This window comes from Streptomyces sp. NPDC090032, assembly GCF_044748025.1.
Classification (GTDB): Bacteria; Actinomycetota; Actinomycetes; order Streptomycetales; family Streptomycetaceae; genus Streptomyces.
In genome coordinates, this window is the sequence record NZ_JBIVFF010000002.1 from 235,653 (window position 1) to 262,430 (window position 26,778).

Below are 26,778 nucleotides of genomic sequence, written 5' to 3' on the forward strand. Positions count from 1 at the left end.
GGCGCGGGAGCCCTTCTCCGTACCTCGATCAGGACGCGGCCGGTGCCTCCGGCAGCGCCACCTCCGGGATCTGCACCGTGCGCAGCACCCCGTCACCGAGGTGCATCATCGCCCGGCCCGCCTTGGCCGTGCCGAGCCGGCCCCGGGGGATCTTCGCGCCGATCAGATCGCCGTCACCGACGTTCTGCGGACTGAGCAGCAGCCCCTGCCGGTTGCGCCGCATGTCCGCGCTCCAGCCGGAGTACGCGGATGCGATCCGGTCCAACTGGCCTGAGGCGATGAGGCCTTGACCGATCTCGGCGCCGGTCCGCGCGATGCGGTTGAGTACCTCCTCGGCCTGGGTCTGCAGCAGCAGGTCCGCGTCGTCGAGGATCACCACGACGCCGCCCGGGGCCTGTGCCAGCGCCTCCTCCAGGGCGTCCGGCTCGATGTCGGCGCCGTCGAACACGGCGAGCACCCCGGGCCGTCCTGCCAGGCCCCGCAACGGGGAACGGCGCGGTGCCCCGACGACGATCGTCGTGCCGGCGTCGAGCAGCGACAGCGCCATGGTCAGCAGTGCCGTACTGCGGCCCGACCGGGACGGACCGGCCACCAGGAAGGTGGGCGTCAGCGTCAAGTCCGGTCCCAGCGCCCCGAGTTGGTCGCCGCCGACTGCCGCCATCGCCCACATCGGGCCCGGCCGCTGCGCGGGCAGATATCCGGCCGCCTGCTCGTAGTCGAGCCGCTCCGGCAGCACGTCCACCCTGAACGGCCGTGCAGAGGAGGGCACTTGGGCGTCCCGCTCCTGGCATCCGGCACCGATCCGCTGCAGTTCGGCGGCCTGTGCCTGACCGCTGCCGTCCGGGCCGAGCAGCGCAATCTGCACCTCGGCCTTGTCCGCGCCACGCAGTGCGCGGCCGGAGGGGATGTCGTCGGGCACCGAGCGCTGGTTGACGCCGATGTTCGCGTACTCCGACTTCTCGTTGAGGCGCAGCACCAGCTTGTCGTCGGTGGTCGAGCTGATCCGGCTGGTGAACAGCGACCGGTCGCCCGCGAGCACCACATGGATGCCGACGCTCGCGCCGTCCCGCAGCAGTCCCGTCACCGCGTCCTGCAGGCTGCCGCCGTCGAACTCGCCGAGGGTCTTCTCGAACACCTCCCAGCGGTCGAGCAGCAGCAGGATGTGGGCCGGCCGCTCCTCGGGCGGCAGGGCCCGGCGCAGCTCCGGCAGATCGGCCGCGCCCCTTGCCGCGAGCAGTCCTTGACGGTGCGTCACCTCACGGACGAGCCGGGACAGCAGCCGAGCGACCCGCTCGGGCTGGGTGCGCTGCACGACGGCCCCGCAGTGCGGCAGCGACTCCAGGGCGAGCAGCGCGCCGTTGCCGCAGTCGATGCCGTACACGTGCAGATCGGCCGAGGAGTACGCACGGGCCGCCGACCCCGCGAGGGTGCGCAGCGTCTGTGAACGGCCGGCCCGCGGGGAGCCGATGATGTGCAGATGCCCGAGCGTGGCGGGGTCGAGGACCAGCGGGCTCTGTGTCTGATCCTCGGGCCGGTCCACGAGGCCGTACGCGACCGGCTGCAGCGCGTAGGAACCGCTGTCGGTGACCGGCGGGAGGTCGTCCGGGACGAGGGTGGAGGGCAGCGCGGGCAGCCACGGGCTGTGCTGCGGCGCGATGTTCATGTCCCGGTTGGCGAGCCGGATCGCCTCGACGAGGTCGGCGAGGTCGGTGATCGCGTCGTCGGACTGCTGCCGGGTGGCGCGCGGCCGTCCGGGCAGCGGCTGGCCGAGCTGGCTCCAGCCGATCGGCACCACCCATGGGGCGGGCGCCGTGTCCTGCGCGGTGCCGGGGCGCCGCCCGCCGACCCGCCCGGCCTGGAACGGCACGAGCGAGTTCTGGCCCAGGCGGACATAGGCCCGGCCGGGCGTGCTCTTCGCGATCGAGGCGGCCTCCGGGGAGGTCAGCACGTCCTGGCTCTCCGCGCTGTCGGTCACCCGCAGCGCGATCCGCAGGTTGGTGTTGGCGCGGATCTCGGGGGAGACGACGCCGCTGGGACGCTGGGTCGCCAGGATCAGGTGGATACCGAGGGAGCGGCCCCGCTGGGCGATGTTGACCAGGCCCTTCACGAAGTCGGGCAGATCGCGCACCATCGAGGCGAACTCGTCGATGACGATGAGCAGTCGGGGCATCGGCGTCCGGCTCGGCTCGCGCACCAGCAGATCGACGTAGTCCTCGATGTCCTTGGCGCCTGCCTCGGCGAGGATGTGCTCGCGCCGCCGCAGCTCCGCCGAGAGCGAGGTCAGCGCCCGCTCCACGAGATGGGCGTCGAGGTCGGTGACCATGCCCACGGTGTGCGGCAGCAGCGTGCAGTCCTTGAACGCGGAGCCGCCCTTGTAGTCGACCAGGACGAATGTCATGGCGTCGGGGCGGTTGGCCACCGCCAGCGACGCGACGATCGTCTGCAGCAGTTCGGACTTGCCGGAGCCGGTGGTCCCGGCGACCAGACCGTGCGGCCCGTCGCGCTTGAGGTCCAGGGCGAACGCGCCGTCGAGGGAGATGCCGACCACCGCCGACGTGGTGCGGCCGCCGGTCTTCCAGCGTGCGCTGATCTGCTCGGGAGTGGGGGAGTCCAGTGCCAGTACGTCCAGGAGGCGGGCGGCGCCGGGCAGCACCGCGCCCTCGTCCTCGGCGCCGCCGCTGTCGCGCAGCGGGCCGAGCGCGCGGGCGATGGAGCGGCACCAGTGCGCGGACACCACGTCGGCCCGGACCCCGGGCACGGTGGCTGAGCCTGATGTGCCGACCCTGAGGGTCCCGTCCCGCTCCTCGACCACCACGGCCTGGCACTCCTCGGGCAGCAGACGCTCCTCGGTGTCCAGGCACACCGTGTGCACCCCGACCGCGGGGCCGTCACGCAGGATCTGCACCACACCGGGCAGCGACCGCAGCCGGCGGGCGCCGTCCAGGACGACGAGGACGTCGGGCTCGCGGGTGCCGGCGCCGCGCGAGTCCCGGGCCGCGGCGGTGCGCGCCGCGATGAGCGCGGTGAGTTCGGCGACCCGGCGGGCCGAGGTCTCCGTGTCGGTGCCGACGGTGGCCGGCACCTCGCTCGACTGGTGGCGCACGTGCGGCAGCCAGCGGATCCAGGACCACACCTGCTCGCCGTCCTGGCCGCTCGTCAGGATGTAGATCCGCAGGTCCTTGGGGCTGTGCAGGACGGCGGCCTGGGCCGTGACCCAGCGGGCGAGAGCCCGTGCGGCCGGGCCGTCACCGGAGATGCCGAGCACCTTGTGCTCGCGCAGCGCCACCGTGACCGGCACGTCGAGCGCCGTCCAGGACACCTTGCGCCGGTGCTCGTCCTGAGTGGGGTCGGTGAGGACGACGGCGGACGGCTGGTCGGCGGTACCCACCCGCAGTTCGAGGAAGTCCGCGTCGGAGGTGCGCCGCTCCCACAGCCTGCGGCGCGGTCCGACCGCGGTGAGCAGGACGCTCGCCGGATCGGGGAAACCCCGGCGGCGCGAGGTGCGTTCGGTGACCAGCGCCTCCTGCGCCTCGGTCTCGATGCGCTCCTTCTTCTCGTTGTACTCGGCGAGCGTCTCGGCGTACGTCTGCTTGCCGCTGCGCTTGCTCACGTAGTGGTTGGCGACGATGGCGACCGGCGAGAGCAAACCGAACAGCAGCGCGTACAGGCGGCCGAAGATCAGCACGGCGGCGACGGCCATCACGACCGGCAGGATCGCCGTGATGTACGGCAACGGGCGCTTGGCCGGCTGGGTCGGCGGGGACGGCAGGGTGAACTGGGTCTTCGGCACCGGCGGGCGCAGCCGCGGTGGCCGGTTGTAGTCCCAGCCCGTGCCGTCCTCGGAGCGCTGCACCGCAGCGTCGGGCCGCTCCGGCACGACGAGTTCGAGCAGGCTGTCACCCACCCGCAGCTGGGCGCCGACCGGCCAGGACTTCTCCTTTTCGAGCGGCTCGCGGTCCAGCTCCAGCTTTCCGTCCGACTTCTGCGGTGAGAGGCGGCAGCGCCCGCCGGGACCGACGCGCAGCCCCGCGAACATCAGGTCGGGGACGCTGCGCTGGATCTGCGGGGTGCCGTCGGACGCGAGGCCGATCCGGTAGTCACCCATGTCGAGCCGGTGCACGGCACCGGCGCCGGGGCCGCCCACGACCCGCGCCTCGACCAGGCCGCTCGGTTCGTCGGGGTCGTCGCCGCCCGGGTGGCCGAGTCCGACGATCGCGGCGTCCCGCAACGGCGAGTCCCGCAGGGGGAGTTCGGGCGGCAGTTCGCCGCCGTCTATATGGATCCCGGAGCCGGTGGGCGGCAGCGGCCGGCCGCCGGCCTCGGCGAGCGCCTGCGCGATGGCGCCGACCGGGGTGTCGGGGTCGGCGTCCAGATGGACATCGAAGGCGTCGCCGGTGTCGTCGACGACGGTGAAGATCAGGGACACGGGGGACTCCTCCTGAGAGGCCGGAACCGATGGAGAGGGAAGGGAGAGGGGAGCGGTAGGGGAGGGAGAGGGAAGGGGAAACGCTGAGAACACGGGGGTGAGAGCCGTCGCCGGGGCGTCGGCAACGGGCCCTACGGCCGTGGCCGCGAGGTGGTTCACGAGGTCGTTCACGAGGGAGGGCAGGAGCGGCCGCACCACGGGTCACGTCACCCGGCCAGGGGGCCCGGTGAACCATCCCGGTGTAGGCCGCGTAGCCACCGGTCGACCCTCCCCGCACCGCACTTGACGTGATGAAGGTGGTTGCCATGAACCTGCTTGTCGTCCTGGCCGTCGTGCTCGTCCTGGCCCTGATCGCTGCCATCTCGGTGCTGGTCCGCACCGAGTTGAAGGCGAAGAGGCCGGTGTCGGACGCGCCACGGGCCGAGGTCACCGGACGGGAGGCACTGGACGCCATCGACCTCGGCCTGCGCCGGCTCGCGGCCGACTGCCGCCGCTCCGGCCGCTCGCTGCCCGATGTCTACGCCCTCGGCTACACCGGTGCCGAACTCTCCCTGCGGCTCACCGACCCCGACGCGCACGCGCCCGCCCCGTGGACCTCCGACGAGGAGGGAGAGGAATGGCGCGCGCAGACAACGGAGTTGAGCGACGCCGGGGCCGATGTCTCGGCGACGCAGCCTTACCCGCTCGCGGTGACGGTCGGGATCCACAAGGGCGAGCGGGTGCTCGTCGACCTGTCGCGGGCCTCCGCGCCGATCTCGGTGACCGGGGACGGCGAAGCCGTACGGCAGTTGGTGCGGGCCCTGGTGACCGAGCTGATCACCGGCCCCGTGGGGCGGCGCGCGGAGGTGACTCTCGTGGGGTCGGCCGCGACGGCCGAGATGACGGTCGGGCTCGGCCTGATGTCTGCGCGTCTGCACACCGTCGCCACCCTCGACGAGGGCCTGACCGGCGGCGTGGACCAGGCCTCGGGCCGCGAGCGGACCGGCTCGACCGCGGTGACCCAGGTCTTCCGGCTGATCGAGGGCGGCGGCCCGGTCGGGGTACAGGGGCGGGCGCCCCGGCTCTTCGTGCTGCACGCGGCCCAGTTCGTGGAGGAGCGCGCCGCCATGACGAATCTGCACACCGCCGACGCGCTTCTCGTTCTGGGGGAGGCCCCGGACTTCGCGTGGCGCTTCCACGTGAGCGCCGACGGCTCGCTCGACACCGGGCCGCTCGGCCTGTGGATCAGCACGCACGCCGGCAAGCTGGCATGACTCGTGGGCATATGTGATGTGTGCATGACAACTCCAATTTCTAAGCGGCCGTCAGACCACGGCTGTTGAGCCCGTCGCGCAGGGCACGCATCGCATAGTGCGTGCGCGACTTGACCGTCCCGGGCGGTACGCCCAGCACGCGTGCCGTCTGGTTCACGCTGCGCCCCATGTAGTAGACGTGCAGCAGGACTTCGCGCTGGAACGGCGCGAGATCGCGCAGCGCGTCGATCACGATCTGGACCGTGAGCGCATCGTCCACCCCGTCGGCGACAGGCAGTTGAGCCATGTCCGGGCCCTCCTCCTCGGGCGGCCGCGCCTGTCGTCCCCGGTACCCGTCGATCACCAGGTTGCGTACGACATGGAAGAGCCATGGGCGTATCGCCTCGGCGGTCGGGTCGAGCTCCGCGGCGTGCTGCCAGGCGCGTATCGCCGCCTCCTGCAGCACGTCCTCGGCGCGATGCCAGTCGCCGCCGAGCAGCCGGGCCGCGAACCGGAGCAGTACGGCTCCGTGGCGTTCGTACACCGCGCGCAGGAACACCTCGGCGGACACTGTGTCCGCGGGCGCGGCCTTGACGGATGCGGTCTTGGCGGGCACGGCCCCGACGGACACGGCCTCGGTGGGCGCCGCGTCACGGGCGGTCGTTGGGGGAGAAACCAGCATGGTTGTTTGCCTCCGGGCACTCCGAGTGCACCTTTGCACTTCTGAAGTCGGGCGTCGCCGGTAACAGACAGGTCCCATCCGTCACTTGGAGCGACTACAGCAGTTTTACGGCGATGCGGGCAACAAGGACGGGCCCGTTCCGTCACGGATGCTGACCGACTGTGACCGGTCGGGGCCGTGACGGTCAGGGTGGCGACGTGCGGCCTCTTCGCCCGGGTCGCGTGTCCGGATGCCCGCTCTGCCCGAAGCCGGGCCCGCTTTCGGTCCGTCGACCCTTCGGTCGCGGTCCGAAGCGGGCCCGCTTCCGGGCAATCAGACCTGAGGTCTGTCGTTCGGATCAGGCCGTCTGCCGTGCTGCGTGACCTACTGCGCGCCGTCCTGCTGCGCGAGCCGGCCCGCCTCGGCCGGGCCGAGCGCGCGGGCGAAGACCCGGACGTTACCGATGGCGCCCGGCCAGAAGTCGGCCCCCTTGCCCTTGAACTTGCCACGCCCGATCACGAGATGGCCCGTGGGCTGCTCGGGGTTCTGCGCCGTGATCTTCCCGGCCGCCTTGCCGTCCACGTAGATCCGCAGCTGGCTGTCGGCGTGGCTGTAGGTGCCGGTGAGGTGGTACCAGCGGCCGAACTCCGGGGCCGGTACGCCCTTGGCCAGGGCGCGCTTGTTGGCGAAGCTGAACGCGAAGCGCTTGCCCTCCGGGACGTACTGGAGATAGAAGACGCTCGAGTCCTTGCCGTCGAGCGAGACGGCCGTGCGGAACCCGTCGGCGTCGAGCCGCACCAGGGCCGACACCGTGTAGTCGTCGTTCACGGTGTCGAGGACCTGGGCTCCGGTGTCCGCGGACCCGGTCCGCCCGTCGAAGAGCAGGGCCGAGCCGTGCGGGCCCTGTGCCCAGCCGGCGCCGCCGATGAGCGTCGCGCCGTGCCCGCCGACCGGGTCGGCGACCGACTGGCCCTTCTTCTCACGCGCGGGCCACCAGCCGACGCCCTGCAGAGAGGCATCCGAACTCACCTTGTCTGAGGGGGACTTGGGCTTGGCCTCGGCCGAATCGCCGCCCTGGATGTTCAAGGCGACGAAGGTGAGAGCTACGGCGAGTACGGCGATCAAGCCGATCAGGGACCACCGGATGGTCTGCCGCTGATTCATGGGAGGAACCTCTCCTGAGCTGCGAGGGGGCGGTGTCTGCTCGTTGGCTGACGGATCGCGTCCGGAACTGGTTCACCGGCCGGTGCGGCCGGCAAACGGGCGGATGCGGGCAGCGCCCGATACGGAACGGGTGGGTGTCGACTCGCGGGGCGGAGGTATAAACACTCATCCGGGCCTGTTCGGGCCCGCATGCCCGAACACCCAAGGGACATACGGGAGTTGAAATGCGGTCAGAGGAGCGGCACCACCGGCTGCTGACCCTGGCGCGGCGGCGGGGCCGGGTCGAGGTCGCCGACCTTGCCGCCGACTTCGGGGTCGCACCCGAGACCATCCGCCGGGACCTCGGCGAACTGGAACGGCGTGGCCTGGTGCGCCGTACCCACGGGGGCGCGTATCCGGTGGAGAGCGCCGGGTTCGAGACGGACCTCGCACAGCGGGTGACGCTCCACGTGGAGAACAAGCGACGGATCGCGGCACAGGGCGCACGGCTGCTCGGTGACGCCGAGACCGTGTTCGTGGACGAGGGTTACACGCCGCAGATCCTCGCCTCGCTGCTACCCGCCGACCGGCCCCTGACGCTGGTGACCGCGTCGCTGCCGACCGCCGCGGCGGCCGTGGAATCCCCGCACCTCACGGTGCTGCTGCTGGGCGGGCGCGTCCGTTCCCGGACGCTCGCGAACGTCGGCTCCTGGGCCTGCGCCATGCTCTCCGGACTGGTCATCGATCTCGCCTACCTCGGATCGAACGGAATCTCCCGGGAGTTCGGGCTGACCACCCCCGACCCGGTCGTTGCGGATGTGAAGGCCAAGGCTCTGGAGGTGTCGCGGCGGCGCGTCTTCCTGGGGCATCACGGGAAGTTCGGCGCCAGCAGCTTCTGCCGCTTCGCCGAGGTCGGCGACTTCGAGACGATCGTCACCGATACCGGTCTGCCCGCGGCCGAGGCCCGCCGCTACTCCCTGCTGGGCCCCCAGATCATTCGGGTGTGACCATGTACCGATCGGGGCGAGCTGGTTCCGTCCGTTGATGTGCGCCACCGTGGAGGCAACTCGCACCCGTGTGGGCGGGCGACCTGCACGGCACCGGCTGCTCCCGGCACACACCCCGCACGGCCGGCGACATGGCACGGGCCGTGTGCCAGGCCGCCCGCCCGTACCGGTCGAGACTTCGGCCACGGCGACCGCCGTGCCGCGCCGGCCGTTGCCTGCGGGAGTGCGTCCGGCCGGACGGTCACCCCGTAGGGCGGGTCATGTGGAGGAGGTGTGTGTGGTGGACGACGTGTGATTCTTCATATATGCGGTGCGTGTTAGCCTGCCCGCGGTCGCGATCAGATGCATACGGGGGAGGCACCACGGTGGGCTTGGACGGCTACCAGGTCAAGGCGGGGATGACCGGCCAGGCTCAGCAACTCGACGACGCCGGAACGGACATGGACGGCGTCAGCTCGGCCGTCAAGTCCCGCACGAGTTACTCGTACGGCGATGTCGGCGGCGATGACGCCGCGTCGGCACTGAACGCGTTCGTCAAGGCCTGGGAGGCGGAGGCCAAGACCCTGGCGTCGGCGTTGCACGAGCTGGGTGGCAAGGTGCAGTTGGCCAAGAAGACCTACCACGGCACCGACGGCCTGGTGAAGACGCACGCGGACAGCGTCCCCGTCGGCGGCGCGAGCAGCCTCACCGACACATCGACGCAGGGCGGGCGCACCTCGGCCCTGTCCAGCTACTGAGGGGCGGGCCGGTGTCGTTCTTCTCCAACCCCCTCAACTCCCCTTCCTTCCGCCTCGAGTGGCTCGCCGGGCTGTCCAAGAAGATGCTCGGTGCCGGAAGCAAGAACGAGGTCCTCGACCTGATCGACGACGCCCTCTCGGTGCCCGAACCAGGCGGCGACCAGGGCGTGTTGGAGGGCCTGGCAAGTCTCTATCGCGGCCAGCTCGACCCGGTCGGCAGCGTCTTCGAACAGGTCGACCGGGTGGGCCGCAAGGGCCTTCCGGAGGTGTGGGTCGGCGACACGAGCGTCCTCGCCTCCGACGTGGTGAACGCCGCCGGGCGGTCCGCGACACAGATGAGCGAGGCGTTCCAGGGTTGCGCGACGGTGCTGCTGACGCTCGCCGACGCGATCGGCGCCGCGCAGCGCAAGGACGAGCAGGGCCGCGGTCAGCTGCTGGAGCAGAAGAAGACGCTCGGCGGCAAGGACGGTTTCTTCGACGACCTGCACGAGAACGACGAGGAGGAGTGGGACCGCAAGAACGCCGCCCACTTCGGCTCCTACGCGGTCGACCTGATGCACGCCGCCGTCTCCGACGCGCAGGAGGCCACCCGCGTCGCGGCCCGGGACCTGAACAAGTGGGCCGCCGAGGCACGGGCCGGAAAGATGCAGACCAGCGAACTCACCGCCGTCGACAAGCTGATGCTCGCCGACACCGGCGTCGCGGGCGCCGACACCGAGCTGAACGAGACCCTCACGGCGGGCGACCTGGCCCGCGCGTCGACGCGTATGGACCTCCTGAACCTCGACGACGAGACCGCCATGGAGCGGATGCTGGCGAAGTCGGACAACCCGCAGGAGCGGGCCTACCTGATGAAGGCCCTGGCCGCCGGCCACAGCGTCGCCGAGATCGAGACGTTCCAGAACAAGATCCACGGCAAGGACCCCGACTGGATGCGCCGCCACCTCACGCCGGTGGTCACCGCCACGGACAGCATGGACGACGAGGGCCTCGCGTCGGACGGCTCGAACAACAACAAGGACTACGTCACGTTCGACGGCCAGCGGTGGATCCAGGGCGGCGACGGCTCCGAGGGCACCTGCGTGGCCTCGTCCACCGTCACCTCCCGCGCCATGGTCGACCCGATGTACGCGCTCGACCTCACCGGCGGCCCCGACGGGCAGCAGGACGACCCCGAGGCCTTCAAGCAGCGCCTGGTGGCAGAACAGCACCGGCTGCACACCGAAGGCGACGGCGGCAAGAACTGGGGCGGCATGGGGCCCGAGGGGCAGGAACGGATCAACGACACCGCCGTGGGCAGCGCCACCGGCACGGACTACCAGCGCCAGGACCTGAACAGCAATGACGACCGCAGGGCGGTCCTCACCCAGGTCGAGAACTCGGTGGCGCAGGGACGGCCGGTCCCGGTCGACGTCTCGGGCAAGGAGGGCGCCCACGCCATGACCATCATCGCCCAGGAGGGTGACATGCTTCAGGTGTACAACCCCTGGGGCCAGACCACCTGGGTCAGCGAGGACGACTTCATCAACGGCCACATGGGCAAGGCTTCCACCAGTGATCTCCCCAACGCGTACAGCGTCTATCTTCCGCGGTAGCAGGGGCGGTGCCGCGATCGCGGCGGCCGTGCTCCTCGCTCTCGCCACGGGCTGCGGCTCGGGCACCGACGAACCGGCCGGCGGCTCCACGAGCAGCGCGAGCCACCCCTCGGGCGCCACAGGCCGCCCGACGAGCCACCCGGTGAAGGACACCAGCATCACCGCCGAGCCGGGCGAGCGCTTCACGCTCACCGTCGACCAGAACGCCTCCACCCGCGAGTACTGGTACCTGGTCGACCCCGAGCCCGACAGCTCGGTGCTGGTCAGCCGCGGCCGGGAAGACGCGTCGGACTCCGGTGACGAGCCGGTGGCCGGCGCCGGCCACCGGCTCACCTTCACCTTCGAGGCCAAGGGCAAGGGGACCACCCGGTTCACGCTGCTGCACTGCACGTTCACCACCTGCCAGGGCAACACCTCCAGCCTGCCCCCCGAGACGACCGGACCGTCCGCCACCCCGACCATGGGGACGGCCACCCCCTCCAAGGCCCCCGAGCGCATCACCTACACCGTCACCGTCCACTGAGCCGCAGCGGACCAGTCACATGAGACGAGACACCCGAGGCCCCGCCATGAACGACGACGCCCCGTACCCGCCCGACCGCACGGACGACGAGCTGGCCCAGCTCGACATCACCGTCCTGCTGCGTTACGGCCTCACCGCCGCGCCCGGCACCCGGCGCACCGCCCTGTTCGGCGACGGCGCCGCAGCAGCAGCAGTCATCCTCGACCGCCTCGGCACCGAGCCGCGCTCGGTCGCCTTCCTCGCCGACACCGTGCGCGCCGGCGGACTCGCCAACGCCGCGGAGCTGCCCGAGCCCCTGCCCCGCCGGGAGGCGGCCGTCCTCGTACGGGAGTGGCTGCAGGCCGGCACCGAACTCGTGGGCGGGATCACCGCCGACGACACCGCGGCCTCCTGGCTGCACGCCGTCGCGACCATCATCGAACTGAAGCAGCTGACCCGGGCGCGAGGCCGGAGTACGTGATCCGAGCACTCCCCGGCAAGGGCCTTCTCGCCGGAGCCGGCGTGAACCGATGTTCCTCACGGCCTTCGAGTCCGATGCCTGCCGGTGTACAGTGCACAACGCCCTTGACCTGCACAAAGCAGGCAGGGAGCCGTACTAGGAGTGAGTGCTGAATGCTGCGCACCATGTTCAAGTCCAAGATCCATCGCGCCACCGTCACCCAGGCCGACCTGCACTACGTCGGGTCCGTCACCATCGACCGTGACCTCCTCGACGCCGCCGATCTGCTGCCCGGCGAACTCGTCCACATCGTCGACATCGACAACGGCGCCCGCCTCGAGACGTACGTCATCGAGGGGGAGCGGGGGAGCGGTGTCATCGGCATCAACGGGGCCGCGGCCCACCTCGTGCACCCCGGGGACCTGGTGATCATCATCAGTTACGCTCAGGTCGACGACGCCGAGGCGCGTGCGCTGCGGCCCAAGGTCGTGCACGTGGACCGGGAGAACCGGATCGTGGCCCTGGGCGCCGACCCGTCCGAGCCCGTTCCCGGCGGGGACACGGAGCGCAGCCCCCAGTCGGTGGCAGCCACCGCCGGCTGACCGGCCGGCCGCAGACGCGAGGAGAGCCCATGAGCGACATCGAGATCCGCGACGAACGAGACAAGGGCCTCCTCGTGGCCCGCACGGTGGGAGAGCCCGAAAGCGCCGCCCTCGGGTACATCCAGTACTTCGTCGTCGACGCGCCCGAGAGGGCCCTCGTGCCCGTGCACACCGTCGTGGAGCCCGAGCACGAGGGCCGGGGCATCGCAGGATCCATGGCGCGCGAGCTCTACGCCATCGCCGCCCGCGAGGGCATCGCCGTCGCGCCCCTGTGCCCGTTCGTCGCACAGTGGGCAGCCCGCCACCCCGGAGAGGCTCCCGTCGCCCCTCCCGAGCTGATGGACGCCGCGGGGCGCGCTCTCGCCGATGACCCGGCGAAGTGGTGACCGCGTGATGCTCGCTCTCCTGCACACCTCCCCGGTCCACGTCCCCGTCTTCGACGCCCTGCGCGACATCGACCACCCCGGTCTCGCCCTGCGTCACCTCGTGGACGAGAGCCTGCTCGAACGGGCCAGGACCGCCGGGCCCGACGCCGTCGCGGACGACGTGCGCGCGCTGCTCGCGTCCGCTGTGGCCGACGGCGCGGGCGCCGTGCTCTGCACCTGCTCGACCATCGGCGGGGTCGCCGAGGCCCAGTCGGCCGCCGTCGGCGTCCCCGTCCTGCGGGTGGACCGGCCGATGGCCGCCGCCGCGGTCGAAGCCGGGCGGGCCGTCGCCGTGGTCGCCGCCCTGGAGAGCACCCTCGCCCCGACCGTCGCCCTGGTCGAGGAGGAGGCCGCCCGGGCGGGCCGCGCCGTGGACGTGACCACGGTGCTGGTCGCCGGTGCCTGGGAGCGTTTCGAGGCCGGTGACCGGGACGGCTACCGGGACCTCGTCGCCGCCGCCGTGGACGGGCTCACGGGCGTCGACGTCGTCGTGCTCGCCCAGGCCTCCATGGCTCCGGCCGCCGACCGGACCGCCACGACGGTCCCCGTCCTCTCCAGCCCCCGCCCCGGCCTGCGCGCGGCGGCGGACAACACGGCCTACGCTGAGCCGAGTTGAACGCGTTGCAGCGAATGCGACCGGCTTGAGCTGAACGAGGAGAGCCAGATGGCCCAGGACGAGACCGGCCCCGACGTCGTGATCAGCCCCACGGGATGGGTCGCCGAGCAGGCCCGCCTCTACGAGGAGTCCGGCGGCATGGAAGGCACCACGCTTCCGGGCCCGATGAGCGCGCCCTGCCTGCTGCTCGACTACCAGGGGCGCCGCTCCGGGCAGTGGCGCCGCACGGTCCTGATCTACGACCGCGACGGCGACGACCACCTGATCGTCGCCTCGAAGGGCGGCGCCGACCAGCACCCCGAGTGGTACCTGAACCTCGAGGCCAACCCGGATGTGCGGCTGCGCGTCGGAACGGAGCGGTTCACCGCCCGCGCCGAGACGCTCTCCCCGGAGGAAAAGGCCAGGGTGTGGCCCCACCTCGTGGAGATCTTCCCTCCGTACGAGGACTACCAGAAGAAGACCGAGCGGGACATTCCCGTCGTACGCCTCACCCGTACCAAGGGCTGAGAGCCGGACGGGGCGGTGTGTGGACCCGGCGGGCGTGGGCACGCGTGCCGGGAGACAGTGGCAGGGACCGGCCGCGCCCCGTCGGAGCGCGGCCGGCCTTCTACCCCCCTGGAGGAATCGATGACGCATCCCTTCCCCGACCCCGTCACACCGCCCACCCCGGGGCCCGACGTCCCCGATCCGGGGCCGTTCCCGGCCCCGATCCCGACGCCTCCGGCGCCCGGTCCGGAACCGGGTCCCACGCCGCAGCCCCCGCCTCCGCCGCCGACCCCTGGTCCGCCGGACCCCGACCCGCGGCCGACGCCCCCCGAGCCGGAGCCTTCACCCGTGTAGCGGCACGACCCGCGTGCCTACGCCGACACCTCGGACCGGTCGCCGCCCCACAGCGTGTGGAACGTGCCCTCGCGGTCCGTGCGGCGGTACGTGTGGGCGCCGAAGAAGTCCCGCTGGCCCTGCGTGAGCGCGGCCGGCAGGCGGTCGGCGCGCAGCGCGTCGTAGTACGCGAGCGCGGCGGCGAAGCCGGGCGCCGGGACGCCCTCGACCGTCGCGGCGACCAGGACGGCACGCCAGTCGTCCTGCGCCGCGCCGATCTCCTGCGCGAACTGCTTGTCCGCGAGGAGGCTCGGCAGGTCGGGCCGGGCGTCGTACGCCGCGGTGATCCGGTCCAGGAACGCGGCCCGGATGATGCAGCCGCCGCGCCAGATCGAGGCGATGGCGCCCAGGTCGATGTCCCAGCCGTACGCCTCGCTGCCGGCCGTGATCTCGTGGAAGCCCTGTGTGTACGACACGATCTTCGACGCGTACAGGGCCTGCTCGACCCGGTCGGCGAAGGCCGCGGCCTCCGGCTCGCTCAGCGCGGTGGGCGTCGGGCCCGCCAGGTCCTTCGAGGCGGCGCGCAGGTCCGCGTGGCCGGACAGCGAGCGCGCGAACACGGCCTCGGCGATGCCGGACACCGGAACGCCCAGGTCGAGCGCGATCTGCACGGTCCAGCGCCCCGTGCCCTTCTGCTCCGCCTCGTCGACGACGACGTCCACGAAGGGCTTGCCCGTCGCCGCGTCCAGGTGCGACAGGACCTCGGCCGTGATCTCGATCAGATACGAGTCGAGCCGGCCGGTGTTCCACTTCCGGAAGATGTCGGCGATCTGGGCGGGGGAGTAGCCCGCCACGTCGCGCAGGAGCTGGTAGGCCTCGCCGATGAGCTGCATGTCGGCGTACTCGATGCCGTTGTGGACCATCTTCACGAAGTGACCGGCGCCGTCCGGGCCGACGTGGGTCACGCACGGGGCGCCGTCCTTGGCCTTCGCCGAGATCTTCTCCAGCATCGGGCCGAGCGCCGCGTACGACTCCTCGCTGCCGCCCGGCATGATGCTCGGCCCGTTCAGGGCGCCCTCCTCGCCGCCGGAGACGCCCGTGCCGACGAAGTGGATGCCGCGCTCGCGCAGTTCGCGCTCGCGGCGCCGGGTGTCCGCGAAGTGCGCGTTGCCGCCGTCGACGATCATGTCGCCGGGCTCCAGGAGCGGCGCGAACTCCTGGATCACGGCGTCCGTGGGGTCACCGGCCTTCACCATGATCACCAGGCGGCGCGGCCTCTCCAGCGCGGCCACGAACTCCTCCGCGGTCTCGGTGGGGACGAACTCACCCTCCGATCCGAACTCCGCGACGAGGTCGTGCGTGCGGGACGCGGTGCGGTTGTGCAGGGCGACCGTGTAGCCGTTCCTGGCGAAGTTCCGGGCGAGGTTGCGCCCCATGACAGCGAGCCCCGTGACACCGATCTGGGCTGACTTGCTCATGCCTGTCACTCCTGAAGTAGGGAGGTGATCGTTCTTGTTCATTTGTAGCGCGGTGAGGCGTACCGTGACGCTGCGACGCTCTCTTCGCGCCCTGCGGACTCACTACGGACCTCTACGGACATCTCTGCGGAAGTCTCTACGGACAAGGAGTCGCCCGTGCCTCATTTCGACCTGCCGCTCGACGAACTGCGGTCCTACCGGCCGACGTTGGCGCGGCCCGAGGACTTCGACGCGTTCTGGGAAAAGACCCTGGCCGAGGCGCGGGAGCACGACCTCGGAGCACGCTTCGTGCCGGTCGACGTGCCACTGGCAGCGGTCGACGTATTCGATGTTACGTACGCCGGGTTCGGAGGGCATCCGGTCAAGGGCTGGCTCGTCCTGCCCGCGGGGACGAGCGAGCCGCTGCCCGCCGTCGTCGAGTACATCGGCTACGGGGGCGGGCGCGGGCTGCCCCACACGAACCTGATGTGGGCCGCGGCCGGTTTCGCGCACTTCGTCATGGACACCCGCGGACAGGGCTCCGGCGGCAGGGTCGGGGACACCCCCGACCCGGTCGGCAGCGGACCCGCGCACTCCGGCTTCATGACGCGTGGCATCGAGGACCCGCACGAGTATTTCTACCGGCGCGTCTTCACCGATGCCGTGCGGGCGGTCGAGGCGGCCCGTTCGCACCCCCTGGTCGACGCGTCGCGTGTCGCGGCGCTCGGGGGCAGCCAAGGCGGCGGCATCACGATCGCGGTCGGCGGCCTGGTGCCCGACCTCGTCGCCATCGCGCCCGACGTGCCGTTCCTGTGCCAGTTCCCCCGCGCGGCCACCCTCACCGAACGCCACCCGTACCGCGAGATAGCCCTGTATCTGAAGGCGCACATCGGCGCCGACGAGCAGGTCTTCCGTACGCTGTCGTACTTCGACGGCGTGCACTTCGCGGCGCGCGGCACCGCGCCCGCCCTCTTCTCGGTGGCGCTGGAGGACGAGACCTGTCCGCCCTCCACGGTCTTCGCCGCGTTCAACTCCTATGCCGGGCAGGACAAGACGATCAAGGTGTACACCTTCAACGACCACGAGGGCGGCGGGCCCTTCCAGCAGGCCGCCCAACTCGGCTGGCTGCCAGGCAGGTTGCGCGGCTGATACACGAACTACGCCTGGGAAAAGCCCCCTTGACCACTCTTGGCTCTTCGTGTCACCCCTGTGCGGGTCTTGTCATGAGTGTGCCGGAGCGGCTAACTTGCCGCTTCTGACGTATGTCTGAGGGGGCTTCCATGGCCGTACGCGGTCGGCATCGCCGGTATCAGCCGAACCGGATCAACCGGGCGTCGCTCACCGTCACCGCGGGCAGCGCGGGCATGGCGATCCCTCTCATCGGCGCGGGTGTGGCACACGCGGCCGACGCGGACACCTGGACCAAGGTCGCGGCCTGCGAGTCGAGCGGCAACTGGAGCATCAACTCCGGCAACGGCTACTTCGGCGGCCTCCAGTTCACACAGTCCACGTGGGAGGCCTACGGCGGGACCGCCTACGCCGCGCGCGCCGACCGCGCGACCAGGAGTCAGCAGATCGCCGTCGCCGAGAAGGTCCTCGACGGGCAGGGCCCGGGCGCCTGGCCGGCCTGCTCGGCCCGCGCCGGCCTCACCCGTGGCGGCGACACCGCGGGACCGCACACCGAAACCGTCGGTCAGAAGCCCCAGCGGACGGTCAAGGACGTCAAGCCCGAGGTCACGCCCCAGTCGACGGCGGGCACGGCCCAGATGTACACGGTGGTCGGCGGCGACACCCTCTCCGGCATCGCCGACGCCCGTGAAGTGCCGGGCGGCTGGCGGAAGTTGTACGAGGCGAACCGCCGCACCATAGGCTCCGACCCCGACCTCATCCTGCCGGGGCAGCGGCTCGCCCTGCACCCGTCGGCGAAGCCGCGCGACCCGGCCGCCCCGCAGAAGCGCGAACGGCATGCCGAGAAACCCGCCGCGAAGCACGAGAAGACCGACGGAGACAGGAAGAGCGACCAGAAGCGGGACACCGCCCCCGCGAAGAAGACCGGCACGGCCACCGCCACCCGGCCGCGGACCGAGAAGCCGGCCGCCTCCCAGGACGTCATCGCCCCCGTCTCGGCGAGCCTCAGCACTCCGTACCGCGCGGCGGGATCCTCCTGGTCGAAGGGCTACCACACGGGCGTCGACTTCGCCGTGTCCACCGGCACGACCGTGAAGGCCATCGCCGCGGGCCACGTCGTCTCCGCGGGCTGGGGCGGCTCGTACGGGTACGAGGTCGTGATCCGGCACGCCGACGGCAAGTACAGCCAGTACGGCCATCTCTCGGCGCTCAGCGTGAAGGCGGGGCAGCGGGTCGTGGCCGGTCAGCGCATCGCGCGCTCCGGCTCCACGGGCAACAGCACGGGCCCGCACCTGCACTTCGAGGTGCGGACGGGGCCCGGCTTCGGCTCCGACGTGGACCCGCTGGCGTACCTGCGGGCGCACGGCGTCAGGATCTGATGCGCTCGTCGCGCTCGCCGCGGGAGCCGTACCACCTGTCGTAGCGGTCGCTCTCGTCCTTCGCGGGGCCACGCGAGTCGGCGTCCCGCACGGGCGCCTCGACGCGCCGCGTCAGCGGCTCGCCGTCGGTGATCGCGCGCGGTGACCTGGGCACGGGCTGGGCGGGGAGCGCCGCGACGACCGACTCGGCGGCCGCCTTGCGCGACCCGCTGATCCGCTCCGTCGTCAGCAGGATCAGGCCGCCCGCGGCGACGACACCGCACGCGAGCGCGAGTGCGGTGCCCGTCGTGCCGTATCGGAACGTTTCACCGAAGAGCGTGAGCCCGACCGCCGCCGCGACCACCGGGTTCACCACCGTCACCGTGGCGAGCGGCGCCGCAAGGCCCGCGCCGCGGTACGAGGCCTGGGACAGGAGCATGCCGGACGTGGCGAGCGCCGCTATCACCAGGAAGCTCCAGAACTCGGCGAGCGCCCCGTCCTCGGTCCACTCCACCGCCACGGACTTGGTGAATACGGACGCGATGCCGAACGCGACACCCGCCGCACCCGCGAGCAGAACACTGCGCACCACGGGGTGGCGGTGCACGGCGTGGGCGAGGGTCATGAGGGTGAGGACCGTACCGACCGTCACGAGGGCGACCATCAGCCGCTCCGTGCCTTCGAGGGACTGCTCGGACGCCGACCCCGTGAGGGAGAGCAGACCGGCGAGACCCACCGTCGCCATGATCGCGCCACGCCAGGCGGTGGCCCCGGCCTTGCGGTGCACGAAGAGCGCCGCCATCGGCAGCGCGAACACGATCGTCAGCGCGCCCAGGGGCTGCACCAGGCTCAGCGGCCCGTACGCCAGGGCCGCCACGTGCAGGAGCGCTCCCAGACCGTTGAGCGCGACCGCGCACCACCACACCGGGCGGCGCAGCGGCGCGTACGTATGCTGGGGGGAGGACACCGCGACGCGCTCCTGGAGGATCGCGCCGCCCGCGTACGCGACCGCGGAGACGAGGGAGAGCAGCACGGCCAGTGTGAGTGCGCTCATCGGCCGCTCCTCACTGTGCGGCAGCGCATCCCGTGGCGCGGCGAACGGTCGGTTTCCATACCTCTACGATCTCTCTTTCCTGCGCTCACGTCGTCGTACCTGAGCACGCATTGGGTCCTACTGCCGATGGAGTACGACCCGCCACGGGGCCTCCACCCGGCGGGGGATATGGGGTGCACCCCACCCGTGACCTGCGGACGCCTACTTGCTGTACTGGAGCCGTGACAGTCCACATCGACCTGCGCGAACTCGGTTCCCTCGGCGGATTCTTCGCTCTGCATGACGCGAGGGAAGCGGAGAGTGATCTATCGACGCTGGAGCGTGCCTATCAGGTCGAGGCCGTGGCCCGCGACCCTCTCGCGTACCGCGTCGAGAAGGTCGCGCGGGCACTGTCCGTGCCCGAACCGCGCGTCGCGGTGTCCGTGGCCCAACTCGGCCTCGCGGCCCGCCTCTGGTCGGTGGCGCTCGGCAGCGCAGCCCTCTTCGGGCGCGTACCCGACCTCGACCCGGCGCTGCTGCTCTGGAACCCCGACGCCAGTGCGCCCGACGACCTCTTCCTCGTCGGTGCGGGGCAGCTCCCCGCCGACAGCGCGCACCTCGCGGAGCTCGTCCTCGACGGTCACCTGGAGCCCCTGTCGGCCGCCCTGCGCGCCCGCCACCGCGTCTCGGCCCCGCTGCTGCGCGGCAACGCCGGGTCCGCGCTCGCCGGCGCAGCCCGCGAGATCAGCCGCTGGGCGCGCCGCGCCGGGCGCCCCGACGTCGCCGCCCGCGCCCGCCTCCTGACCACGGAACTCTTCGCGGACCCCCGTCTCGCCGCGACCGGCACCCGCACCGGCACCGCCTTCCACCGCACCAGCTGCTGCCTCATCTACCGAGCCCCCGGCTGCGGCCTCTGCGGCGACTGCTGCTTCGAGCGGCCGCCGCAGCACTCTTCCCCACCGGCCGCTTCTGGGTGACCATGAAGGTGCGCGGCCGGGCATGCTACGGACGACGGGGGTGCTGCATGAAAGTGGGGCTGCTGACCCGGGAGTACCCGCCGGACGTCTACGGCGGCGCGGGCGTCCATGTCGAGTTCCTCGCAAGGGAGTTACGCCCCCTCGTCGACCTCGACGTGCACACGTGGGGCGAGGGCGGAGCCGAGGGACTGCGGCGCCACCGCGCATGGCAGGCCCTCGACGGGGCGAACGACGCACTGCGAACCTTCTCCGTGGACCTGTCCATCGCCGCCGCGCTCGAAGGCCGCGAACTCGTCCACTCCCACACCTGGTACGCCAATCTGGCGGGCCACATGGGCAAGTTGCTCCACGGCATCCCGCACATCGTGACCGCGCACTCGCTCGAACCCCTGCGCCCCTGGAAGGCCGAGCAACTCGGCGGCGGATACGCCCTGTCGGGCTGGGCCGAGCGCACCGCAGTCGAGGCGGCCGACGCGGTCATCGCGGTTTCGGGAGCCATGCGCGACGACATCCTGGCCTGCTACCCGGCGATCGACCCCGCGAAGGTCCGCGTCGTCCACAACGGCATCGACTCCGCCCTCTACCGTCCCGACCCCGCCACGGACGTCCTCGCCCGCGTCGGCATCGACCAGGACCGCCCGTACGTCGTCTTCGTCGGACGCATCACACGGCAGAAGGGTGTGCCCCATCTCCTGCGGGCGGCAAAGGAGTTGGACCCGTCGGCCCAGTTGATCCTGTGTGCCGGAGCGCCCGACACCCCGGCCATCGGGCGTGAATTCCGCACCCTCGTGGACGAGTTGCGCACGCTGCGGGACGGCGTCCACTGGATCCCGCAGATGCTGCCCCGCACCGATGTGGTCCAACTCCTCACCCATGCAAGAGCGTTCGTCTGTCCTTCGGTGTACGAGCCCCTCGGCATCGTGAACCTGGAGGCGATGGCGTGCGGCACCGCCGTCGTGGCCTCCGCCGTCGGCGGCATCCCCGAGGTCGTCGCCGACGGGGCGACCGGCCTGCTCGTGCCCTACGAGGAGCGCGACCCGCAGGCATTCGAGAGCGGGCTCGCGCGGGCCCTGAACCGGCTGGTGGCCGACCCCGGCGAGGCGGCCCGCATGGGCGCTGCCGGCCGGGAGCGCTCGGAGCGCGAGTTCGGCTGGGACACCGTGGCCCGGCGCACGGCCGACGTGTACGAGGAGATCCTCAATTCGACGCAGCCGGTCGAGAAGGCGTGACAGACAGGCAAGACGGAGCAGTTCCTCGAAGCGAAATAGATCCTCAAGGCGAAGCTGGGGGCTGGGATGCGCGGTGGACCTTCGGTGCTCGGGATCGTACTGGCGGGCGGGGAGGGCAAGCGGCTGATGCCCCTCACGGCCGACCGGGCGAAACCGGCGGTCACCTTCGGCGGCACGTACCGCCTCGTCGACTTCGTCCTGTCCAACCTCGTCAACGCGGACATCCTGCGCATCTGCGTCCTGACCCAGTACAAGTCGCACTCGCTCGACCGGCACGTCACGACGACCTGGCGCATGTCGAGCCTGCTCGGCAACTACGTCACGCCCGTCCCGGCCCAGCAGCGGCTCGGCCCGCGCTGGTACCTCGGCAGCGCGGACGCCATCCTCCAGTCCCTGAACCTCGTCCACGACGAACAGCCCGACTACATAGCGGTGTTCGGCGCCGACCACGTCTACCGCATGGACCCGCGCCAGATGCTCCAGCAGCACATCGAGAGCGGCGCGGGCGTCACGGTCGCGGGCATCCGCGTACCCCGGGCGGACGCCTCGGCGTTCGGGATCATCACGCCGGCCGGCGACGGCACACGCGTGGACCGCTTCCTGGAGAAGCCGGCCGACCCGCCCGGCATACCCGGCTCCCCGCACCAGGTCTTCGCCTCCATGGGCAACTACGTCTTCACCACGAAGACCCTCATCGACGCGTTGCAGCAGGACTCCGAGACACCCAACTCCGTTCATGACATGGGTGGTTCGATCCTCCCGATGCTCACGGAGCGCGGCGTCGCCCAGCTCTACGACTTCGACGGCAACCACGTCCCCGGCGAGACGCCCCACGAGCACGGCTACTGGCGCGACGTCGGCACCCTCGACGCGTACTACGAGGCGCACCTCGACCTGCTCTCGGACAAGCCTGCCTTCAACCTCGACAACCGGCGCTGGCCCATCTACACGCACCCCGGGCAGCTGCCGCCCGCCAAGTTCTGCGCGGGCGGCATCGCGGGCCAGTCGATCGTCAGTCCGGGCTGCGTCATCCGAGGCCAGGTCACGCGCTCCGTCCTGTCCCCGGGCGTCACCGTCGAGGAAGGCGCCGTCGTCCAGGGCTCGGTCCTGCACGACAACGTACGGATCGGCAGGGGCGCGGTGGTGCGCGGAGCGGTCCTCGACAAGAACGTGGACGTCCCGCCGGGGGCGGCCATCGGCGTCAACCGCGAGCGTGACGCCGAGTTGTACACCGTGTCGAAGGGCGGGGTGATCGCGCTGGGGAAGGGCCGACAGGTCGTGGCCTGACGGTTGTTCCGGATCCGGAGGGCAGACCTCGTCGGCGGATGCCCTGAGCCGTGCCTCGTTCGCGGGCTCCCGCTGTCGTGTCCCTTGACGAGTACACGCACGCGCCAGAAGAATGACCGCGCTGCGCTTTGACAACGTTGTCTAGGACTCTAGGAGGCGGTCTCGCCATGAGATGGACCCAACGGCTGCGCGGAGTGGGGACGGCGGTGGCGGCGGCCGCGCTCCTGGGCGGTGCGCTCGCCGTACCGTCGGCCCAGGCGGCCGCGGCCACCGACGAGGGCCGGCTCACCGATCTGGTCAACCCGTTCATCGGCACGGAGAATGAGGGCAACACCTACCCGGGCGCCGCCGTGCCCTTCGGCATGGTGCAGTTCTCGCCCGACACCGGCCACAACACGGGCTACGACTACTCCGAGAACCACATCCGCGGGTTCTCCACCGTGCATCTGTCCGGCGTCGGCTGCGGCCTCGGCGGCGATCTGCCGGTGCTGCCCACGACCGGCGACATCACGTCGACCGACTACGCCAAGTACGCCGCCGAGTTCAGCCACGACGACGAGAAGGCGAGCCCCGGCTCGTACAAGGTCGGCCTCAAGACGGGCATCGAGGCGGAGCTGACCGCGACGAAGCGGACCGGCGTGCAGCGGTACACCTTCCCCGCCACGGACAAGGCCAACGTCCTCATCAACGCCGGCCAGTCGCTGCACAAGACCCTGAACACCAAGGTCGAGATCCTCGACAACCGCACCGTGCGCACGGCCATCACCGGCAGCGGCTTCTGCCAGGACACGAAGCCGTACACGGTGTACACGATCACGCGCTTCGACCGGCCGTTCACCACGTCGGGCACGTGGAAGGGCGACGCGGTCACCGAGGGCTCCAAGGAGTCGACGGCCGGCGGCGAACGCAGCGGCGCGTACGTGCGCTTCGACACCACCAAGGACCGCAGCGTCGAGGCGACCACGGCGATCTCGTACGTCGACGCCAAGGGCGCGGCGCTCAACCTCCGTTCTGAGGGCGGCCGTTCGTACGACCGTGTCGAGCACGCCGCGCAGGCCGCGTGGGAGGGCCGGCTCGACGACGTCAAGGCGCAGGGCGGCAGTGACACGCTCCGCCGCACCTTCTACTCGTCCCTCTACCGCTCGTTCCTCGCGCCGAACATCGGCAGCGACGTCGACGGCCGTTACACCGGCTGGGACCAGAAGATCCACCAGGCCAAGGGCTACACGTACTACCAGAACTGGTCCCTGTGGGACACCTACCGCACCCAGGCGCAGCTCCTGTCGCTGCTCGCGCCGCGCGAGTCCCGCGACATGGCGATCTCCGTCATCAAGATCGACGAGGAGAGCGGCTGGCTGCCCAAGTGGGGCTACGGCACGGTCGAGACGAACATCATGACCGGCGACCCGGTCACCCCGTTCCTCACCAACGCGTACCAGCAGGGTCTGCTCAAGGGGTATGAGGAGCAGGTGTACCGCGCGCTGAAGAAGAACGCCGACGGGGTCCCGCCCGCCGACTCCGCGCCGGTCGGCCGCGAGGCCAACAAGGAGTACATCGCGGACGGCTTCGCGCCGTACATCAAGGACCGCGCGCATGTGAAGCCGGGCGACTCCGACTACGACCACGGCGCCTCCGCGACCCTGGAGTACGCGCTGTCCGACGCGATGCTCGGGCAGATGGCGAAGGACCTGGGCCACAAGGACGACGCGGCGCGGTACACGCAGCGGGCGCAGAACTACCGGAAGATCTTCGACAGTTCGACCGGCTTCTTCCGGGCGCGGGACGCGGCGGGCACCTTCACGGGCCCGGCCGACCCCGCCAAGAGCGAGGGCTTCCACGAGGGCACGTCCTGGCAGTACCAGTGGCTCGTCCCGCAGGACCTGCCCGGCATGGTCGGCCTGATCGGCGGCACGAAGCCGGCCAACGACCGCCTCGACTCGTTCTTCGCGTACGACCAGCTGGTGCAGGACCCGGCGAAGACCGCCCGTGAGGTGTGGGTGAACGGTCCGTACGACTACTACAACGCAGACAAGTACAACCCGCAGAACGAGCCCGACCTGATCGCGCCCTACACCTACCTCTCGACCGGCCAGCCCTGGAAGACGACCGACGTGGTGCACGCCGCGCTCACGCTCTTCACGGACGCCCCGACGGGCATGACCGGTAATGACGACCTCGGGACCATGTCCGCCTGGAACGTCCTGTCGTCGATCGGAATCTTCCCGGTCCAGCCCGGCACGGACACCTGGGGCCTTTCGACCCCGGTCTTCGAACGGGTGGACGTGACCCTCGACCGGCGCTACTACCCGAAGGGCCGCCTCACGGTGAAGGCTCCGGGGACCTCGGACTCGGCGCGGTACATCCAGTCGGCGCAGACCGACGGCACCTCTTTGGGGAGGACCTATCTGACGACGGACGACATCCGCGGGCTGCGGGAGCTGTCCTTCACGGTCGGCGACAAGCCCTCCACCTGGGGCACTTCCGCCGACGCGGCGCCGCCGGCGCTGAAGTAACGCACCGCACGCCCCACCGGCACCACGAGACCCGCCCCTTCACTGAAGGGGCGGGTCTTAATCTGTTGTTTACTGTGTGTAGCTTGATCGTACTTGACCGTAATCACTGGAGAGCGGTTGACTGCTTTCCCCCCGTCGTCGAACGCGAGAGCGGCCTCAGTGAACTCTCAGCAGTCCCAGCGCACTCGGCCCGCGCCCAGCCCGGACCTCCTCGCGCCACTCGACCTGGCGTTCTGGAACATCGAGACCGCCGAACACCCCATGCACCTGGGCGCCTTGGGGGTGTTCGCCGCAGGTTCGCCGGGCGACGCCCGGCACGCGGCGGAGCTCCTCGCCGCCCGTGCCCCCGCCGTCCCCGGCCTGCGCATGCGCATCCAGGGGGTACGGATCCCCGTCGGTGGCGCGGCACGCGTGCCCGTGTCCGACTTCGCCCCGCTCGACCACGTACGGCTGGGCGATCCCACCGCGGACTTCCACGCGGCGGCCGGCGCCCTGATGGAGCGGCCGCTCGACCGGGCGAGGCCCCCGTGGGAGGCGCATGTCCTGCCGGGCGCGGACGGTACCTCGTTCGCCGTCCTGTTCAAGTTCCACCACGCGCTGGCCGACGGGCTGCGGGCGCTGACGCTCGCCGCGGGCGTGATGGACCCGATGGACCTGCCCGTCTCCCGGACGGCGCCCGCCGCCGAGCCGCCCCGCGGATTCCGGCTGCCGTTCCCCGGCATGCACGACCTGCGGCTGGGAGACCTCGACCCGCGCAAGCTGCCCGGCCTCCTGCGGGAAGGCGCCTCCAGTGCCGTCACGGCGCTGGACATCGGCACCTCCGTCGTCCGCGCCACCTGGGACGTGCACACCTCGCCCGCCTTCTCCTCGACCGCCACCGGCACCCGGCGCACCGAGGGAGTCGTCCTCGAACTCGACGATGTGCACCGCGTCCGCAAGACGGTCGGCGGCACCGTCAACGACGTCCTCATCGCCGTCGTCGCCGGGGCCCTGCGGCGCTGGCTCGAAGAGCGCGGCAACGGCAGCGAAGGGGTGCGCCCGCGGGCCCTGATCCCCGTCTCGCGGCGCCGTCCCCGTACGGCCCACCCCCAGGGCAACCGGCTCTCCGGCTATCTGGTGAAGCTGCCGGTGGACGAGGGGGACCCGCTCGCCCGGCTGCGTTCGGTGCGCACGGCCATGGACCACAACAAGGACGCGGGCCCGCAGCGCGGCGCCGGCGCCGTGGCTCTGCTCGCCGACCACGTGCCGCCGCTCGGTCACCTGCTCGGCGGGCCCGTCGTCGCCCACGCGGCGCGGCTCCTGTTCGACATCCTCGTCACGAGCGTCCCGCTGCCGAGCCTCGGCCTGCGGCTCGGCGGCTGCCCGCTCACCGAGGTCTACCCCCTGGCGCCGCTCGCCCAGGGGCAGTCCCTCGCGGTCGCGGTGTCGACGTACCGGGGGCGTGTCCACTACGGCCTGGTCGCCGACGCGGCCGCGGTCCCCGACCTGGACCTGCTCGCGACCGGCATCCGCGAGGAGCTGGCGGCGCTGGTGCGGGTGTGCGAGACGGAGCGGGGGACGGTCTGACGGCC

General features: G+C 71.4%; 22 protein-coding genes. 17 read left to right on the forward strand and 5 right to left on the reverse strand.

Features of this window, described 5'->3' with window-relative positions:
• Window positions 1-28: 28 nt before the first annotated feature.
• Complete coding sequence (locus ACIPWY_RS04810; RefSeq protein ID WP_362905063.1) at window positions 29-4,426, reverse strand: FtsK/SpoIIIE domain-containing protein; 4,398 nt, start codon at window positions 4,424-4,426, stop codon at window positions 29-31.
• 305 nt (window positions 4,427-4,731) lie between these two features.
• Here ACIPWY_RS04810 and ACIPWY_RS04815 point away from each other — a divergent pair, with 305 nt between their 5' ends.
• A complete protein-coding gene (locus tag ACIPWY_RS04815) occupies window positions 4,732-5,679 on the forward strand; it encodes a hypothetical protein (RefSeq protein ID WP_401532217.1) in 948 nt (315 codons plus the stop codon).
• Window positions 5,680-5,719: 40 nt separating this feature from the next.
• Here ACIPWY_RS04815 and ACIPWY_RS04820 read toward each other — a convergent pair whose 3' ends face one another.
• Window positions 5,720-6,340: a sigma-70 family RNA polymerase sigma factor gene (locus ACIPWY_RS04820; protein WP_362905059.1), complete on the reverse strand. Its 621-nt coding sequence runs from the start codon at window positions 6,338-6,340 to the stop codon at window positions 5,720-5,722.
• Between the two features lie 363 nt (window positions 6,341-6,703).
• A complete protein-coding gene (locus ACIPWY_RS04825; RefSeq protein ID WP_362905058.1) occupies window positions 6,704-7,483 on the reverse strand; it encodes a LamG domain-containing protein in 780 nt (259 codons plus the stop codon).
• A 224-nt stretch (window positions 7,484-7,707) separates the two neighbouring features.
• Here ACIPWY_RS04825 and ACIPWY_RS04830 point away from each other — a divergent pair, with 224 nt between their 5' ends.
• The 9 genes from ACIPWY_RS04830 (at window position 7,708) to ACIPWY_RS04870 (ending at window position 13,913) form a co-directional block, all read left to right on the forward strand.
• Entirely contained in the window at window positions 7,708-8,469 is a 762-nt protein-coding gene (locus ACIPWY_RS04830) for a DeoR/GlpR family DNA-binding transcription regulator (RefSeq protein ID WP_393703040.1), read from the forward strand.
• A gap of 365 nt (window positions 8,470-8,834) precedes the next feature.
• A complete protein-coding gene (locus tag ACIPWY_RS04835; RefSeq protein WP_383887504.1) occupies window positions 8,835-9,206 on the forward strand; it encodes a hypothetical protein in 372 nt (123 codons plus the stop codon).
• An 11-nt stretch (window positions 9,207-9,217) separates the two neighbouring features.
• On the forward strand, window positions 9,218-10,801 hold the full coding sequence (locus tag ACIPWY_RS04840; protein WP_401532220.1) for a peptidoglycan-binding protein: 1,584 nt from the start codon (window positions 9,218-9,220) through the stop codon (window positions 10,799-10,801).
• A 28-nt stretch (window positions 10,802-10,829) separates the two neighbouring features.
• Window positions 10,830-11,324, forward strand: a complete 495-nt coding sequence (locus ACIPWY_RS04845) for a protease inhibitor I42 family protein (RefSeq protein WP_401532222.1) — start codon at window positions 10,830-10,832, stop codon at window positions 11,322-11,324.
• A gap of 19 nt (window positions 11,325-11,343) precedes the next feature.
• Window positions 11,344-11,784 carry a hypothetical protein gene (locus tag ACIPWY_RS04850; protein WP_393703036.1) on the forward strand — a complete coding sequence of 147 codons (441 nt, stop codon included), beginning with the start codon at window positions 11,344-11,346 and terminating at the stop codon, window positions 11,782-11,784.
• A gap of 152 nt (window positions 11,785-11,936) precedes the next feature.
• Entirely contained in the window at window positions 11,937-12,365 is a 429-nt protein-coding gene (panD, locus tag ACIPWY_RS04855; RefSeq protein WP_362905048.1) for an aspartate 1-decarboxylase, read from the forward strand.
• Between the two features lie 29 nt (window positions 12,366-12,394).
• Window positions 12,395-12,751: a GNAT family N-acetyltransferase gene (locus tag ACIPWY_RS04860; protein WP_401532225.1), complete on the forward strand. Its 357-nt coding sequence runs from the start codon at window positions 12,395-12,397 to the stop codon at window positions 12,749-12,751.
• Window positions 12,752-12,758: 7 nt separating this feature from the next.
• Window positions 12,759-13,406, forward strand: a complete 648-nt coding sequence (locus tag ACIPWY_RS04865) for an aspartate/glutamate racemase family protein (RefSeq protein WP_393703284.1) — start codon at window positions 12,759-12,761, stop codon at window positions 13,404-13,406.
• Between the two features lie 48 nt (window positions 13,407-13,454).
• Window positions 13,455-13,913 (forward strand): nitroreductase family deazaflavin-dependent oxidoreductase, encoded by a 459-nt coding sequence (locus ACIPWY_RS04870; RefSeq protein ID WP_401532227.1) that lies wholly within the window; start codon window positions 13,455-13,457, stop codon window positions 13,911-13,913.
• A 350-nt stretch (window positions 13,914-14,263) separates the two neighbouring features.
• Here the strand turns inward: ACIPWY_RS04870 and gndA are convergent, their stop codons facing one another.
• Window positions 14,264-15,703, reverse strand: a complete 1,440-nt coding sequence (gndA, locus tag ACIPWY_RS04875) for an NADP-dependent phosphogluconate dehydrogenase (protein ID WP_393703032.1) — start codon at window positions 15,701-15,703, stop codon at window positions 14,264-14,266.
• A 156-nt stretch (window positions 15,704-15,859) separates the two neighbouring features.
• On the opposite strand from gndA, the gene ACIPWY_RS04880 reads away from it, so the two are divergent.
• Together ACIPWY_RS04880 and ACIPWY_RS04885 are read left to right on the forward strand one after the other, a co-directional pair.
• Window positions 15,860-16,831, forward strand: a complete 972-nt coding sequence (locus ACIPWY_RS04880; protein WP_362905038.1) for an acetylxylan esterase — start codon at window positions 15,860-15,862, stop codon at window positions 16,829-16,831.
• 131 nt (window positions 16,832-16,962) lie between these two features.
• Window positions 16,963-18,189: a transglycosylase family protein gene (locus ACIPWY_RS04885; protein WP_401532230.1), complete on the forward strand. Its 1,227-nt coding sequence runs from the start codon at window positions 16,963-16,965 to the stop codon at window positions 18,187-18,189.
• Here ACIPWY_RS04885 and ACIPWY_RS04890 read toward each other — a convergent pair.
• Window positions 18,179-19,222 carry a DMT family transporter gene (locus ACIPWY_RS04890; RefSeq protein WP_401532232.1) on the reverse strand — a complete coding sequence of 348 codons (1,044 nt, stop codon included), beginning with the start codon at window positions 19,220-19,222 and terminating at the stop codon, window positions 18,179-18,181. The two genes, ACIPWY_RS04885 and ACIPWY_RS04890, sit on opposite strands and share 11 nt — an antisense overlap.
• A 221-nt stretch (window positions 19,223-19,443) precedes the next feature.
• Here ACIPWY_RS04890 and ACIPWY_RS04895 point away from each other — a divergent pair, with 221 nt between their 5' ends.
• The 5 genes from ACIPWY_RS04895 (at window position 19,444) to ACIPWY_RS04915 (ending at window position 26,773) form a co-directional block, all read left to right on the forward strand.
• A complete protein-coding gene (locus ACIPWY_RS04895) occupies window positions 19,444-20,178 on the forward strand; it encodes a (2Fe-2S)-binding protein (protein ID WP_401532234.1) in 735 nt (244 codons plus the stop codon).
• Window positions 20,179-20,225: 47 nt separating this feature from the next.
• On the forward strand, window positions 20,226-21,407 hold the full coding sequence (gene glgA, locus ACIPWY_RS04900) for a glycogen synthase (RefSeq protein WP_401532236.1): 1,182 nt from the start codon (window positions 20,226-20,228) through the stop codon (window positions 21,405-21,407).
• Between the two features lie 66 nt (window positions 21,408-21,473).
• Window positions 21,474-22,694, forward strand: a complete 1,221-nt coding sequence (glgC, locus tag ACIPWY_RS04905; RefSeq protein ID WP_362905030.1) for a glucose-1-phosphate adenylyltransferase — start codon at window positions 21,474-21,476, stop codon at window positions 22,692-22,694.
• Between the two features lie 167 nt (window positions 22,695-22,861).
• Window positions 22,862-25,207, forward strand: coding sequence for a GH92 family glycosyl hydrolase (locus ACIPWY_RS04910; protein WP_401532238.1), 2,346 nt, complete (start codon window positions 22,862-22,864; stop codon window positions 25,205-25,207).
• 159 nt (window positions 25,208-25,366) lie between these two features.
• Window positions 25,367-26,773 (forward strand): wax ester/triacylglycerol synthase family O-acyltransferase, encoded by a 1,407-nt coding sequence (locus tag ACIPWY_RS04915; protein ID WP_362905026.1) that lies wholly within the window; start codon window positions 25,367-25,369, stop codon window positions 26,771-26,773.
• The last annotated feature ends 5 nt before the right edge of the window (window positions 26,774-26,778 follow it).

Coding starts and splice junctions, on each gene's coding strand:
- ACIPWY_RS04815 (WP_401532217.1), top strand. CDS start 4,732: ATGAACCTGCTTGTCGTCCTGGCCGTCGTGCTCGTCCTGGCCCTGATC.
- ACIPWY_RS04820 (WP_362905059.1), bottom strand. CDS start 6,340: ATGCTGGTTTCTCCCCCAACGACCGCCCGTGACGCGGCGCCCACCGAG.
- ACIPWY_RS04825 (WP_362905058.1), bottom strand. CDS start 7,483: ATGAATCAGCGGCAGACCATCCGGTGGTCCCTGATCGGCTTGATCGCC.
- ACIPWY_RS04830 (WP_393703040.1), top strand. CDS start 7,708: ATGCGGTCAGAGGAGCGGCACCACCGGCTGCTGACCCTGGCGCGGCGG.
- ACIPWY_RS04850 (WP_393703036.1), top strand. CDS start 11,344: ATGAGACGAGACACCCGAGGCCCCGCCATGAACGACGACGCCCCGTAC.
- panD (WP_362905048.1), top strand. CDS start 11,937: ATGCTGCGCACCATGTTCAAGTCCAAGATCCATCGCGCCACCGTCACC.
- ACIPWY_RS04860 (WP_401532225.1), top strand. CDS start 12,395: ATGAGCGACATCGAGATCCGCGACGAACGAGACAAGGGCCTCCTCGTG.
- ACIPWY_RS04865 (WP_393703284.1), top strand. CDS start 12,759: ATGCTCGCTCTCCTGCACACCTCCCCGGTCCACGTCCCCGTCTTCGAC.
- ACIPWY_RS04870 (WP_401532227.1), top strand. CDS start 13,455: ATGGCCCAGGACGAGACCGGCCCCGACGTCGTGATCAGCCCCACGGGA.
- gndA (WP_393703032.1), bottom strand. CDS start 15,703: ATGAGCAAGTCAGCCCAGATCGGTGTCACGGGGCTCGCTGTCATGGGG.
- ACIPWY_RS04885 (WP_401532230.1), top strand. CDS start 16,963: ATGGCCGTACGCGGTCGGCATCGCCGGTATCAGCCGAACCGGATCAAC.
- ACIPWY_RS04890 (WP_401532232.1), bottom strand. CDS start 19,222: ATGAGCGCACTCACACTGGCCGTGCTGCTCTCCCTCGTCTCCGCGGTC.
- glgA (WP_401532236.1), top strand. CDS start 20,226: ATGAAAGTGGGGCTGCTGACCCGGGAGTACCCGCCGGACGTCTACGGC.
- glgC (WP_362905030.1), top strand. CDS start 21,474: ATGCGCGGTGGACCTTCGGTGCTCGGGATCGTACTGGCGGGCGGGGAG.
- ACIPWY_RS04910 (WP_401532238.1), top strand. CDS start 22,862: ATGAGATGGACCCAACGGCTGCGCGGAGTGGGGACGGCGGTGGCGGCG.